General features: G+C 63.0%; 12 protein-coding genes and 1 pseudogene. 8 read left to right on the forward strand and 5 right to left on the reverse strand.

All coding sequences use genetic code 11. The features are described from left to right. Positions 1-99 precede the first annotated feature (99 nt). Both F2P44_RS13715 and F2P44_RS13720 read left to right on the forward strand, forming a co-directional pair. Entirely contained in the window at positions 100-609 is a 510-nt protein-coding gene (locus F2P44_RS13715) for a hypothetical protein (protein ID WP_167087261.1), read from the forward strand. Between the two features lie 174 nt (positions 610-783). After that, positions 784-3,024 carry a carboxy terminal-processing peptidase gene (locus F2P44_RS13720; RefSeq protein ID WP_167087263.1) on the forward strand — a complete coding sequence of 747 codons (2,241 nt, stop codon included), beginning with the start codon at positions 784-786 and terminating at the stop codon, positions 3,022-3,024. A 163-nt stretch (positions 3,025-3,187) separates the two neighbouring features. Here the strand turns inward: F2P44_RS13720 and F2P44_RS13725 are convergent, their stop codons facing one another. The 3 genes and pseudogenes from F2P44_RS13725 to F2P44_RS13735 form a co-directional block, all read right to left on the reverse strand. Continuing rightward, complete coding sequence (locus F2P44_RS13725) at positions 3,188-3,961, reverse strand: DUF4184 family protein (RefSeq protein WP_167087265.1); 774 nt, start codon at positions 3,959-3,961, stop codon at positions 3,188-3,190. A gap of 148 nt (positions 3,962-4,109) precedes the next feature. Further along, a pseudogene (locus tag F2P44_RS13730) lies at positions 4,110-4,500 on the reverse strand (VOC family protein). Between the two features lie 368 nt (positions 4,501-4,868). Further along, the gene (locus F2P44_RS13735) at positions 4,869-6,080 is read right to left on the reverse strand and encodes a glycoside hydrolase family 19 protein (RefSeq protein ID WP_167087267.1); all 1,212 of its coding nucleotides are present in this window, start codon (positions 6,078-6,080) and stop codon (positions 4,869-4,871) included. Between the two features lie 237 nt (positions 6,081-6,317). Between F2P44_RS13735 and F2P44_RS13740 the strand changes: the two genes are divergently transcribed. Next, positions 6,318-6,725, forward strand: coding sequence for a hypothetical protein (locus F2P44_RS13740; RefSeq protein ID WP_167087269.1), 408 nt, complete (start codon positions 6,318-6,320; stop codon positions 6,723-6,725). 18 nt (positions 6,726-6,743) lie between these two features. On the opposite strand, the gene F2P44_RS13745 is transcribed toward F2P44_RS13740, so the two are convergent. Next, the gene (locus F2P44_RS13745) at positions 6,744-7,217 is read right to left on the reverse strand and encodes an Rrf2 family transcriptional regulator (protein WP_167087271.1); all 474 of its coding nucleotides are present in this window, start codon (positions 7,215-7,217) and stop codon (positions 6,744-6,746) included. 165 nt (positions 7,218-7,382) lie between these two features. Between F2P44_RS13745 and F2P44_RS13750 the strand changes: the two genes are divergently transcribed. From F2P44_RS13750 to F2P44_RS13765, 4 genes are read left to right on the forward strand one after another with little or no spacing between them, the layout of a single operon-like run. Continuing rightward, complete coding sequence (locus F2P44_RS13750) at positions 7,383-8,573, forward strand: acyl-CoA dehydrogenase family protein (protein ID WP_167087273.1); 1,191 nt, start codon at positions 7,383-7,385, stop codon at positions 8,571-8,573. A 10-nt stretch (positions 8,574-8,583) separates the two neighbouring features. After that, positions 8,584-9,729: an acyl-CoA dehydrogenase family protein gene (locus F2P44_RS13755; RefSeq protein ID WP_167087275.1), complete on the forward strand. Its 1,146-nt coding sequence runs from the start codon at positions 8,584-8,586 to the stop codon at positions 9,727-9,729. Further along, positions 9,726-10,196 carry a MaoC family dehydratase gene (locus F2P44_RS13760; RefSeq protein ID WP_167087277.1) on the forward strand — a complete coding sequence of 157 codons (471 nt, stop codon included), beginning with the start codon at positions 9,726-9,728 and terminating at the stop codon, positions 10,194-10,196. Before F2P44_RS13755 ends, F2P44_RS13760 begins: the two co-directional genes overlap by 4 nt. Further along, a complete protein-coding gene (locus tag F2P44_RS13765) occupies positions 10,189-10,644 on the forward strand; it encodes a MaoC family dehydratase (RefSeq protein ID WP_167087279.1) in 456 nt (151 codons plus the stop codon). The genes F2P44_RS13760 and F2P44_RS13765 overlap by 8 nt, the downstream gene beginning before the upstream one ends. A 41-nt stretch (positions 10,645-10,685) precedes the next feature. On the opposite strand, the gene F2P44_RS13770 is transcribed toward F2P44_RS13765, so the two are convergent. Further along, positions 10,686-11,594 (reverse strand): LysR family transcriptional regulator, encoded by a 909-nt coding sequence (locus tag F2P44_RS13770; RefSeq protein ID WP_223165033.1) that lies wholly within the window; start codon positions 11,592-11,594, stop codon positions 10,686-10,688. A gap of 84 nt (positions 11,595-11,678) precedes the next feature. On the opposite strand from F2P44_RS13770, the gene mdtH reads away from it, so the two are divergent. Then, a complete protein-coding gene (gene mdtH, locus F2P44_RS13775; RefSeq protein WP_167087281.1) occupies positions 11,679-12,878 on the forward strand; it encodes a multidrug efflux MFS transporter MdtH in 1,200 nt (399 codons plus the stop codon). The last annotated feature ends 49 nt before the right edge of the window (positions 12,879-12,927 follow it).

Genomic DNA, 12,927 nt, shown 5'->3' on the forward strand with positions numbered 1-12,927 from the left:
ACGCACGATAGCATGCGGGCGTCCTGTCGGCCTGGTCTATGGTATAAGTTCGGCCATGAACGCCGGACAATTCCCCGCCGCATTGCCGATAGCCGCCCCATGAAGGAAATTCTCCTCTACCTCGCGCCATCGGCCGCGCTGGCGCTGGTGATCCGGGTGCTGGCCGGCGCCCATCCGTTCTTTTTCCTGTTCACCGTGGCCGGCACCATCTGCCATGAACTGGCGCACTTCGTGGCCGGCCTGCTGACCGGCGCGCGGCCCGCCTCGTTCACCGTGATTCCGCGCAGGGTAGGGCGGCATTGGGAACTCGGTTCGGTCATCCTGACCCGGGTGCGCTGGTATAACGCTGCGCCGGCCGCCCTGGCGCCGCTGGTGATCGTGCTACTGCCGTTCTGCGTGGCCTGGTGGCGCACCCGCCAGAGCTGGCAGTTCGACCTGCGCGACCTGTTCATTGCGCTGGCGCTGGCGCCCCAGTTCCTGTCGTTCTGGCCATCGATGGTCGATTGGCGTATCGCAATACGCTCCTGGCCTTATCTGTTTATCATCGTCGGCGCGGCCTGGGTGGTGTTTCACTTCCGGCCGCACCTGTTTCAATTTGTAAATCCATGAACCCGCACCGCCGCCAGCCCGTAAGCTCGGTTTCGCGGCAACGCGCTGGCTGGCTCTGCCCCACGCCACTATCCTGTTAGAATCAGCAGCAGTAGCCGATTTAGCGGCTGGGCGCCCTTGCAGTGCACGGTTTCGCCCGCAGATAACACCAGTTCCCGCTCGGAGAGACAACGAATGAAGAAGCACATGTTGATGGTCGCACTGGCATTTGCCGCGACGACACAAGCGGCAGTCCCGCAGCCCGTCAAGGTAGGCGCCACCCAGCTGCGGCCGGTTGCGACGCAAACGCAGGCCGCCGCCTGGGCCGCTACCGTCTTTGGACGCCACCATTACAAGGTCACGCCGCTCGACGATGCGATGTCCGAAAAGATTTTCGACCGCTACCTCAAATCGCTCGATGGCGACCGCCTGCATTTCCTGCAGAGCGATATCGATTCCTTCGACAGTATCCGTACCAAGCTCGACGATGCGATCAAGACAGAAAACCTGACCACGCCGTTCAGCATGTACAGCCTGTACCAGCAGCGCTTCAACGAGCGCTTCACCTATTCGCGTGAACTGCTCAAGGGCAAGTTCGACTTCACCGTCGACGAAACCTTCCAGATCGACCGCGAAAAAGCCGCCTGGCCGAAAAACCTGGATGAAGCACGCGACTTGTGGCGCAAGCGCGTCAAGAACGATTGGCTGCGCCTCAAGCTGGCCGGGAAAGATGACAAGTCGATCCGCGAAACGCTGGACAAGCGCTACGAAAATTACGCCGGCCGCATGAGCAAGGTCGATAGCGAAGATGTGTTCATGACCTTCATGAACGCTTACGCCACCTCGATCGAGCCGCACACCAACTACCTCGGCCCACGTTCGGCCGACAATTTCGCCATCGCCATGCGTTTGTCGCTCGACGGCATCGGCGCCGTGCTGCAACAGCGCGAAGATTACACCGTCATTCGCGAAATCGTGGTGGGCAGCCCGGCCGGCATGTCCGGCAAGCTCAAGGTCGGCGACCGCATCGTCGGCGTGGCCCAGGCCGATTCGCCGGGCTTCACCGACGTGCTCGGCTGGCGTATCGATGACGTGGTGCAACTGATCCGTGGTCCCAAGGAATCGGTGGTACGCCTGAACGTGCTGCCGGTCGACGCCGGTACCGATGGCAAGACCGTCACCGTGTCGCTGGTGCGCAAGAAAATCAACATGGAAGAACAAGCCGCCAAGAAAACCATCATCGAAGTCAAGGAAGGCGGCGTCAAGCGCCGGGTGGGGGTGATTTCCCTGCCAACGTTCTATCTGGACTTCGAGGCGCGCCGCCGTGGCGACAAGGACTTCAAGAGCGCCACGCGCGACGTGGCCCGCATCCTGGGCGAGCTCAAGAAAGAGAAAGTCGACAATGTGCTGATCGACCTGCGCAACAATGGCGGCGGCGCCCTGGGCGAGGCGGTCGAGCTGACCGGCCTGTTCATCGATAAAGGCCCGGTTGTCATGCAGCGCAGCGCCGAAGGCAAGGTCGAGGTCGAAAACGACACCCAGCCGGGCCTGGCCTGGGATGGCCCGATGGGCGTGTTGATCAATCGCGGCTCCGCATCGGCGTCCGAAATCTTCGCCGCCGCCATCCAGGATTACGGCCGTGGCCTGGTGATGGGCGAACCGAGTTTCGGCAAGGGCACTGTCCAGACCCTGGTCAACCTCGACCGGGGCAATCCGGGCGAAAAAGCGCGCTACGGCGAACTCAAGATGACCATCGCGCAATTTTTCCGCATCAACGGCGGTACCACGCAGTTGCGCGGCGTCACGCCCGACATCAAGATGCCGGTCACCTCCGATCCGGAAGGCTTCGGCGAGTCGAGCTACGACAATGCCCTGCCGTGGGTAGCGATCAAGCCGGTGGCGTTCACGCCGTCGGGCAACCTCAAGCAACTGGTTGCTCCGCTGCAAAAGCGCCACGAAGCGCGCATCGCCAAGGACAAGGACTTCCAGTACTTGCAGGAAGACATGGCCGAGCTGCGTAAGTTGCGCAAGGATAATGTGATCTCGCTGAACGAAGCGGTGCGCCGCAAGGAACGCGATGCGCTCGAAGCCAAGGCCAAGCAGCGCGAGGCACGCCAGGTCGCCCTGCGTGCCGCCGTCACCGACGAGCCGGCCGATATGACCGACGCCAAGGATGCGCGCAGCAAGCTGGCGTCGCCGGCCAAGACCGCCAAGGCCGCCGCCACCAAGCCGAACCGTCAGGACGATGGCTTGCAGGCCGACGAGCGCAACCTGGCATCCGAGCTGGCCGCCGAAAAAGCGGCCAAGGATGCCAAGGACGTGATGCTGCAGGAAGCGGCGCACATCCTGGCCGACGAAATCGAGATGCTCAAGACCGATACGCGCATGGCGGCGCGCCTGATGCCTTATTTGCCGGCTGTTAAAGCGGGTAACTGAGCAGGTCTGGAATAGATCGCAATGCGGGGCCGTTGAGGCCCCGCAGTCGTTTACATGCTGACGTATGCGAGTTGCCCGGCTATGGCGGCGGCAGCTCCTCCCATATCGCTATCGGGAGGCGCAGAACAGCGTCCATTGGACGCTGGCGCCATCCCCGCTGGCGTCAGCGTGTCCGCGTCCTGGTACGGACGTATGCGTTCCAGCCGACGCAAACGAGCGCGATTGCGATTGCTCCTGACGCCATACCCGTCGTCACCATGTTGAAAATTCCGTGTTCAGCCGATGTCACGCGTCGAAACAGTCGCCCCCACGCGCCACCAAGCACGCTTGCCACCCCGACAGCGGCCAGGGCCAGCCGCCGCTGCCTGTCGCTGAAACAAGGTTGATAAGGCGGGCCCGGCTCGCTGCGTGACAACCAGGCGGCGGCATAGCTGGCGATAACCATGAATCCGACCAGGCTGCTCATGTGCTGAAGAACTTTGAATACGGGTATATCGTGGCCGCCGACCGTGACCAGCGTGCGTAACAGGTCGAGGCGGGAGACAAGCATCGTATCGGGGTGAGTGAAACTATCCCAGATTAGATGGGTCGACGCGCCGACCGCCAGTGAAACGAGCATGACCGATACCGTTCGCACGCTTTGCAAAGGCATGGGAATGTGCCACGCCATGCGCGCGCTCACCGCTTGCGGCAGCCACGCAAGGAATGCTTGCCTCAACAGTGCGGAATAGAGGAGATACACCAGGGCGCCGACGGGGACGCAATACAGGAATATCCCCGGCACGCTGTGACTGAACCTGCCGCTGACGCCAAAGGCAAAGAAGTAGACGAAATCGGGCATCATGCTGCCGATCACCAGCGCCGGCAGGGATGTGAGGCCGCGTGCACATCGATGCAAGGGAATGACGATGGCGGGATGGCATAAGGTAAATGGCATCTGAGCCTTTATTGCCGCGCCGTTCGGCCACTGCTCAGCGGCCGTGTGCCGGAAAATCTGGCAATGAACGAGCGCTGAGCGTGCGCCTGAAGGTCAATGCGAATCGTCGCACTGCTGTCCCAGCAGGTGATGGCATGTCACCCTGGGATTATTTAGGGCGATGCAGCGCGCAGAGTTTATTACCGTCCGGATCGCGTACATACGATAAATACACGGGGCCCATGTCGCCCTCACGCAAACCCGGAGGGGCTTCGCACGATACGCCGCCATGCGCCACCGCGACATCGTGAAATTGCGTTACCTGCTCAGGCGAATTGCATTTGAAGCCGATCGTCGCGCCGTTCGAGCACGTCGCTTCCTCGCCGTTGATCGGCTCGGTGATGCAAAACGTGTTTCCATCATGGCGATAGAACAGCCGGGTGTGACCGGAGGCGGCCACGTTGCGAAGCGGCGCCCGCGCCGAGCATGCCAAGCAGCGCGTCGTAGAACCGTTTTGAGCGCTCGATATCGTTCGTGCCCACCATGATGTGATTGAACATACTGTTTCTCCTTATATCCTGACTGTTCTCAGGGCGTGGTTCTTGTGGTGCTTAAAGTTGACACTGACGGGAACGACATTGGACTGCGTCCTCGTCAGTCCTGTTGCGTGGAAAAGTCTCGTGATCATAAGCTTTAACAGCGTGGCGTGGTGCGTGGTGCGGGCTTGGCTGTGCAGGGCTTGGGTCATTGAATAGCCGTCAACGGATCGATTGAAACAGTGTACGCTAAACCGCTCTGGCCTTGAAAAGCGGCCAGCTACGGATGGGTACATAGTCCCCCGAGTCCAGACACGTCGATAGGAAAAAGGCGGCATCAGGACATCGATGCCGCCTTTGACGTTTCAGGCCAGCGCTTCAGCCCGTGCCTATCAGCAAGTCAGATGGGGACCGGTGGGTACGCCCAAGTTCTGGGTGAAGGTCGTGTAGTAATTCACCCGGGTCTGCATCTGTGCCGGCCCCTGGTACTCGGTGCCGCCTGCGCATTCGCGATTGCCGTTAATGGCATTGATGGTCTGGCCGAAACCGTATCCGCCCACCATCGAGTCATGCGCCGACCTGCCGGCGCGGCCCGGTTGGGTCATCCAGTACCAGACCGCACTTCTCCAGGCAATGGTGGCGTTGGTGGCCAACAGTTCCGGATTGTTCACCAGTTGCTCGCCCAGGCCCATGGCGTTGCCCAGACTGCGGTAGTTCGAGGTCCAGCTGATCTGGATCGGGCCGCGACCAAAGTACTGGTCGACCATGTTGGTGCTCTTGCAGGCGACGCGTACCCAGTTTACGTCGCAGTACAAGGGCCAGTTGGCGGTGTTGTACTCCCTCACTGCCTTTAGCTTGTCCGACTCGTGCTGCAGGTTGGCGAAGAAGGCGGCCACTTCCTGCTTGTCCAGGGTAGCGTTGCCCGACTTGGCAAAGCCTGGATAGTACCCTGCTGCAGTGACGAAGTCGGCGTATTGGTAGAACGAACTGCGGCTGGGGAACCATGCTTCGAACTGCGCTTTTGACAGGCCGGCAAAACTACCTGCCGGGTCGGGAGTAGGCGTCGGCGTTGGCGTGCTGCCACAAGTAGTTTGCTGCCAATACCAAGTGCTAATGGTCGGATCAGTACCGTCGGAGCCGTTGGTGCCGCTATTGACGACCTTGTAGAAATTGCCGTTAGCTGGGTACTTCACCACGCTGCCCAAGCTGTAGTTCACTCCTGCGCTCCAGGTCTGGGATGAGCAGGTCGGTGGCGGGGTGGGTGTCGGCGTCGGTGTTGGCGTCGGTGTCGGTGTCGGCGTGGTGCCGCACGAGCCACTCACCGTCCATGGCTTGCCACTTCCAGCGGCCCCGCTGTTGGTCGATGGATTGTCGCCCTGCGTCCAGTAGGCGGCCGTGTAGTTGATCCCCCCGTAGCTGGCCGACTTGCCGCCATCATAGACGGTGGCGCTGTTCCACGCTGCGTTACAGACGCTCGTTGCCGCCAACATCTTGCTTTGGGATGACTGGGTGCCGGTGGACGTATTGTCGCCGCCGCCGCCGCACGCGGCCAGCGTCCCGCCCAGTACGCTGATGATCAGGCTATTGAGGATTGTTTTGTTCAATTGAGGCTCCATATCAAATTGTCGGGGCACTTGCATGCCGGGGATAAACCTGGTCGATCCGTGTGCCGCGCGTCACTCCGTGCCCGCGCGGTGATGGGCGGAATCGATTTACGCGACAATTCCGATGTTTTATGTGCAAGATCGGTATACCAATATAACACCAATAATCGGATATATGCATACCAAGTTGGAGGAAATTAATACCAAATTGGGCCACTGAGGAAATGAGAGACCGTCATGCCTGGCACTTCGAAGGGCGCGCCGCTCAGGTCAATTACCGTCACATTGGCGCCCGCTTCGGCGCGGCGTTTTTTCGCGGCAGAGCAGGGCACGCGGACAAGGCCGATTTCCTGGTCCGGAGACAGGTTTGGGGGGATTTACGTCGAACATGCGACCCATCCGAAAGATGCGAGCCAGATAGGGGATACATGGCTGGAAAGCGGGCCCGATCATCCGGCTGCCCTCGCTGAAATTCAAGAATCGAAAACAGCGCCAGCTGACTTTTATGAGCCTCACCTTGTCATCGTGACGGGGGCGGGCGACACCGCATTTGCCGATGACGCGACGGCACCGCTTCTGGCGCCGGAGAATCGAACCACATTATCCATTTTGACGCCCTCCGCTGCGGTGCGGAAGCGTGCTTGAGATGGTCGCCTGCCGCGACTAGCCCTTCGCGTTGCTATTGCCGTGCCGTGCCGCGATGTCCCATCCACCGTCCACGCACAGCTGGTCGAACTGCTGCGCCAGATCGGCCAGCACCACATTCCCCAGACTCTCGATCAGGATCGCCTGCGCCCGTTGCAGCGCCTCGCCCAGCGCCTGGTTGACCACCTTTTCTACCGCGCAGTCGGGATGTTCGTTATCGACGCCAATAGCGAACAAATGCGGCCCGCCGACCGCGCGATGAATATCGAGCAGGGTCACCGACCGTAAATCGCACGCCATCGACCAGCCCCCATGCTTGCCCGCGCCGGAGGTCACATAACCCGCTTCGCGCAAGCCGGCCATGGTGCGCCGCACCACCACCGGATTCGTATCCAGCATTTTCGCGATGTGTTCCGATGTCAAAGGTCCGTCGTGCCTGGCCATGTGCAGCAGCACATGAAGCACGCGGGAAAGGCGGCTGTCTGTTCTCATTCAATTCTCGGTCGAGGTGATCTGAACGCACAGTTTACCGCCTCGCGGCGTACCGCGTGGGCCGATCTTCATGCCCGCAAAAGCCATCTTCCCGGCGCGATTATTTCGGGTACAATCATTGTGAACGGTCGTGCTATTTTTAGGCGATAACAACAAGGAGACTGTATGGACCTGAACTATACGAGCGAGGACCTGGCGTTCCGCGACCAAGCGCGCGCCTTCCTCGACGCCAATCTTCCGGCCGATCTGCAGCACAAGGTGCGCCAGCACCTGCGCCTGTCGAAGGACGATTACGTGCGCTGGCACCAGACCCTCGCCAAACAGGGCTGGGTGGCGCCGGGCTGGCCGACCGAATTCGGCGGTCCGGGCTGGAGCGCCGTGCAGCGCCACATCTGGGAAGAAGAATGCGCCCGCGCCGGCACTCCGCCCATCCTGCCGTTCGGCGTCAACATGGTCGCCCCGGTCATCATGGCCTTCGGCAGCGACGCACAGAAAGCCCGCTTCCTGCCGCGCATCCTGTCCTGCGAGGACTGGTGGTGCCAGGGCTACTCGGAACCGGGCGCCGGCTCCGACCTCGCGTCGCTCAAGACCAGCGCTGAACGCGATGGCGACTTTTACGTCGTCAACGGCCAGAAAACCTGGACCACCCTGGCCCAGCATGCCGACATGATCTTCTGCCTGGTGCGCACCGATAGCGGCGTGCGCAAGCAGGAAGGCATCTCCTTCCTCCTGATCGACATGCACAGCCCCGGCGTGACGGTACGCCCGATCATCATGCTCGACGAAGACCATGAAGTGAACGAAGTCTTTTTCGATCATGTGCGCGTGCCCGTGCAAAACCTGGTCGGCAAGGAAAACAAGGGTTGGACCTACGCCAAATACCTGCTCGGCCACGAACGCACCGGTATCGCCGCCGTGGGCCGCTCCAAGCGCGAACTGGGCTCGCTCAAGCGCATCGCCGCGCAGCGCAACAAGAACGGCAAGCCACTGATCGAGGACCCGCTGTTCGCGGCCAAGGTGGCCACCCTGGAAATCGAACTGATGGCGCTGGAAATGACCGTCATGCGCGTGCTGGCGCAAGAGCACAAGGCGCCCGGACCGGAAGCGTCGGTGCTCAAGGTGCGCGGCACCGAAATCCAGCAGACCCTCACGGAGCTGATGGTCGAAGCGGTCGGCCCGATGGCGCTGCCGTTCGACCCGGCCTATCTGGAATCGGCAACGCCGCACAGCGTATTCGACGATGACGACGCCGCGCCGCTGGCCGCGCACTACTTCAATTTCCGCAAGACCTCCATCTATGGCGGCTCGAACGAGATTCAACGCAATATCATCACCCAGATGATCCTGGGCCTGTGAGGGACTGAACATGGATTTCAACTTCAAGGAAGAACAGCTGGCCTTCGCCGATGCCCTCAAGCGCTGGGTAACCAAGGACTACAGCTTCGAGACACGCAAGAAGATCGTTCACTCCGACGCGGGCACCTCCGACGCGGCGTGGGCCACGCTGGCCGAACTGGGCATGCTGGCCTTGCCGGTGCCGGAAGAGCAGGGCGGCTTCAATGGCACGGCGGTCGACATGTTCGTCGTGATGCAGGAGCTGGGGCGCGGCCTGGTGGTCGAACCGTACTTCGCCACCGTGCTCGGTGCGCATTTCCTGGCGCTGGGCGGCAAGCATCCCGACCTGCTGGCGCAAGTGGCCGGCGGCGAACTCAAACTGGCTTGCGCGCTGGCCGAAAAACAGGCGCGCCATGACCTGTCGGACATCGCCACCACGGCCGTCGCCAATGGCGGCGGCTACCTGCTCAATGGCCACAAGAGCGTGGTGGTGCACGGCGGCCAGGCCGGCAGCCTGATTGTGTCGGCGCGCAGCAGTGGCGCCCAGCGCGGCGTCGGCGGCGTATCGCTGTTCGTGGTGCCCGTGGACGCCGCCGGCGTGACCGTGCGCGACTACCGCACGCTCGACGGCCAGCGCGCCGCCGAGATCGCGCTGGCGAACGTCCAGCTGCCGGCAGCAAGCCTGATCGGCAGCGAGGGCCAGGGCTGGGACCTGCTCGACGCCGGCGCCGACTACGGCGCGGGCCTGCTGTGCGCCGAAGCGCTGGGCGCGATGGAAGCGATCTTCGCGGCCACCCTCGACTACCTCAAGACGCGCACCCAGTTCGGTGCGCCGATCGGCAAATTCCAGGCGCTCCAGCACCGCATGGCCGACATGTACATCCACCTGGAGCAGGCGCGCTCGATGGCGCTGCTGGCCGCCGTGCGCCTGGCCTCGACCGATGTGGAAGAACGCCGCCGTACCGTCTCGGCGGCCAAGTTCCGGGTCGGCCAGGCGCTCAAGTTCGTCGGCCAGCAGGCGGTCCAGTTGCACGGCGGCATGGGCGTGACCGACGAACTGCCGGCCGCGCACCACTTCAAGCGCCTCACCATGATCGAACTGTCGCTGGGCGACTCCGACCACCACCTGCAACGCTTCATCGCGCAGCCCGGCTTTGCGGCGGGTGACATGGCATGAAGAAAACCACATGGTATTTCGAGGACTTTTACGTCGGCCAGGAGATCGCGCTCGGCAGCCGCACCGTGAGCGAAGAAGAAATCATCGCTTTTGCCACCCAGTTCGACCCGCAGCCCTTCCACGTCGACCATGACGCGGCCAAGGCGTCCATCTTCGGCAGCGTCATCGCCAGCGGCTGGCACACCTGCAGCATGATGATGCGCATGGTGGTCGACGGCCTGTGGTGCGCCTCGTCGAGCATGGGTTCCCCGGGCCTGGACAAGGTGCGCTGGCCGCAGCCGGTGCGCGCCGGCGACACGCTCACCGTCACCTACATCACCACTGCGCTCAAGCCATCGAGCTCGCGCCCCGACCGCGGCGTGGTCTGGTCGACCTGGCGGGCCGTGAACCAGCACGGCGAGGTCGCCTGCGTCATCGAGGGCATGGGCATGCTGGGGCGCCGCCCGAAGGAGAACGGCGATGCGTGAATTTTCCAGCCTGGCCGAGATGCAGGCGCTGGTGGGGCAGGAACTGGCCGTGTCGGACTGGGTCGAAATCACCCAGGAGCACGTGAACCTGTTTGCCGACGCCACCGATGACCATCAGTGGATCCACGTCGACCTGGAACGCTGTGCGCGCGCATCGCCCTACGGCGGCCCGGTGGCGCATGGCTTCCTGACGCTGTCGCTGATCTCCGGCCTGTTCGACCGCACGCTGCGCATGGTCGATGCGAAAATGGTCGTCAACTATGGCTTGAACAAGGTGCGCTTTCCGGCCCCGGTGCCGGTCGGCAGCCGCGTGCGCGCGCGCCTGGCCTTGCAGCAGGTCGAACCCATCGAGGGCGGCGCGCAGCTCGCATGGAGCGTCGTGGTCGAGCGTGAAGGCGGCACCAAGCCGGTGTGCGTGGCCGAACTGCTGATCCGGCGCTACGCCTGATCGTGCGCTAACCCGGACCTTCGCGAACGTAGCGGCATGATTTACCTGGCTGGGGTCCAGCCGGCCGCTATGTTTCGCACGACCTGCAACACCATCTGCTTGCTCGCATCGGCCCGCTTCCCGCTGCGCCACGCCATCATGACTTCCCACTCCCACAGCGGCAAATCGGCGATGTCGAGTTTGACCAGACTCCCGTCCTGCAACTGTCTTGCTACCGCCATGTCAGGCATGAACGTCAGGAAGCCATGCTCCAGCACCAGCTCAAGTGCGGCACTGGCCGGCTGGATCGCATGAATCGGCGTATTCGTTGTGCGACTGGCGTGCAGGCGTCCGATTAATTCATCGCATTCCGCACCCCAGAATTGCGGGGCCAGCCGTGCGTTCGCGATATCGGCCAGCAGGCAAGCGGGCGAGCGCGCGAGCGGATGATCGCGATGCACCACGGCAATAATGGGCGACACGCAAATGCGTTCCAGCTCGATGCCGGCAATCGCCGGGCATCGTAATACAAAGCCGAGCTGGGCCTGATCGGTGAGGAGCATATCCATGATGATCGGCGAGTGATTCGTGGTACAGCGAATTTCCATGGGCGCCTCCGCCAGGGCCAGCAGGATCGGGCCGAACAGCATGGACGCGAGCGATGGCACACACGCAAGGCGCATTTTCGGCAGCGCGGGCGCGCCCTGGACCGATTCCATGCCGAGCTCGAGCGCAGCGAGCGCGGCCCGCGCCGCCGGCAGGAACGTGACGCAGGCTTCGGTGGGGACGGCGCCGCGGCGGTGGCGCCGGAACAGCTGTACGCCAAGCTGGTCTTCCAGCGCGCCCACCCGCTGGCTCACCTGCGGCTGCGACCAGCGGCGGCGCGCGGCGGCCTGGGTAAAACTGCCGTATTCCACGATTTCAATCAACAGGCGCAGGTCGTCGAAACTCACAGACATAAAAATATCCAATATCACACATCCGAATCCGGTGTCTTCTATTATGTCTTGCTCTTGCCTAAGATGAAAGCTCATTGATGACGTGGGAGCAGGAACATGGCAGGAACAAGCGACGCCAGGCGGCGCGGCAAACGCTTTATCATGATCGACAATCTGTTGGTGGTGGTCGGCTTCTATGTGGTCTTTCCCATCATCGGCCTGCATTTTATCGATCGGCTCGGATGGGCCGCGGCGGCGGTCGGCCTGGCGCTCGGCTTGCGGCAAGTGTCGCAACAGGGCCTGGGGCTGCTCGGCGGGTCGCTCTCCGACCGGTTTGGCGCCAAGCCCCTGATCGTGGGCGGCTTGCTGCTGCGGGCAGCCGGTTTCGGGGTACTTGCCTACGCCAGCAGCCCGGCCCACCTGTTCGTTTCCTGCATCCTGTCAGGGCTGGGCGGCAGCCTGTTCGAGCCTGCGCGCGGGGCGCTGGTCGTCAAGCTGACCCGTCCGGCCGAGCGCAACCGCTTCTACGCGCTGCTGATGATGCTGGAAAGCGCGGCGGCCGTGCTGGGAGCCTTGCTCGGCACCTTCCTGCTTGGCCTGGATTTTTATTGGGTCGCGATGGGCGGCTGCGCGGTGTTCGTGTTGGCGGCGCTGGTCAATGCGCTGGCGCTGCCCGCCTACCGGGTCGCCGTTCCCGGCACGGCTGCGCTGGCGGCGATCCGCGTTCCGCTTGGCGACAAGCCCTTCCTTACCCTGGTGCTGACCCTGAGCGGTTACTACGTGTTGCAGGTCCAGCTGATGTTGCTGCTGCCGGTGCTGGTGACGCACGTGACCGGGACCACCCAGTCCGTGGCCTGGATGTACAGCATGGATGCGCTGCTCGCCGTGCTGCTGCTGTATCCCATGGCGCGCCTGGGCGAACGCTACCTGAGCGAGGAATCGCGCCTGCTGCTCGGGATCGGCGTGATGACGGCCAGCCTTGCAGCCATGGCGCTGGTCTCGGGCGCGGCCGGCGTGTTTGGCGTGATGGCGCTGTTCTATGTCGGCGGCCTCATCGCCGAGCCCGCGCGTGAGGCCATCGTGGCGCGCCATGCGACGGCGCGGGCACGCGCCAGCTACATTGGACTGAGCAGGATCGGGCTGGCGCTGGGCGGGCTGATCGGCTACGTTGCAGGCGGATATCTGCTTGACGCGGGCCGGGCGCTGGGCCTGCCGGGCCTGCCCTGGATGGTGCTGTGCGCGGTCGGCTGCCTGACCCTGGCCGCGCTGGCGCACCAGTTCTTCCGCGCCGCCTCCTGGCAGCGGGCGCGCGCATGATTCCCGCTGGCGCGCAGACGCAGGCAGCGACCGCCAGCACTCCTTGTAC

Origin of the sequence: Massilia frigida, assembly GCF_011682175.1 — a bacterium.
In the GTDB taxonomy this organism is placed as follows: Bacteria; Pseudomonadota; Gammaproteobacteria; order Burkholderiales; family Burkholderiaceae_D; genus Telluria_A; species Telluria_A frigida.

Coding starts and splice junctions, on each gene's coding strand:
- F2P44_RS13725 (WP_167087265.1), bottom strand. CDS start 3,961: ATGCCATTTACCTTATGCCATCCCGCCATCGTCATTCCCTTGCATCGA.
- mdtH (WP_167087281.1), top strand. CDS start 11,679: ATGGCAGGAACAAGCGACGCCAGGCGGCGCGGCAAACGCTTTATCATG.
- F2P44_RS13720 (WP_167087263.1), top strand. CDS start 784: ATGAAGAAGCACATGTTGATGGTCGCACTGGCATTTGCCGCGACGACA.
- F2P44_RS13740 (WP_167087269.1), top strand. CDS start 6,318: ATGCCTGGCACTTCGAAGGGCGCGCCGCTCAGGTCAATTACCGTCACA.
- F2P44_RS13760 (WP_167087277.1), top strand. CDS start 9,726: ATGAAGAAAACCACATGGTATTTCGAGGACTTTTACGTCGGCCAGGAG.
- F2P44_RS13755 (WP_167087275.1), top strand. CDS start 8,584: ATGGATTTCAACTTCAAGGAAGAACAGCTGGCCTTCGCCGATGCCCTC.
- F2P44_RS13715 (WP_167087261.1), top strand. CDS start 100: ATGAAGGAAATTCTCCTCTACCTCGCGCCATCGGCCGCGCTGGCGCTG.
- F2P44_RS13750 (WP_167087273.1), top strand. CDS start 7,383: ATGGACCTGAACTATACGAGCGAGGACCTGGCGTTCCGCGACCAAGCG.
- F2P44_RS13745 (WP_167087271.1), bottom strand. CDS start 7,217: ATGAGAACAGACAGCCGCCTTTCCCGCGTGCTTCATGTGCTGCTGCAC.
- F2P44_RS13765 (WP_167087279.1), top strand. CDS start 10,189: ATGCGTGAATTTTCCAGCCTGGCCGAGATGCAGGCGCTGGTGGGGCAG.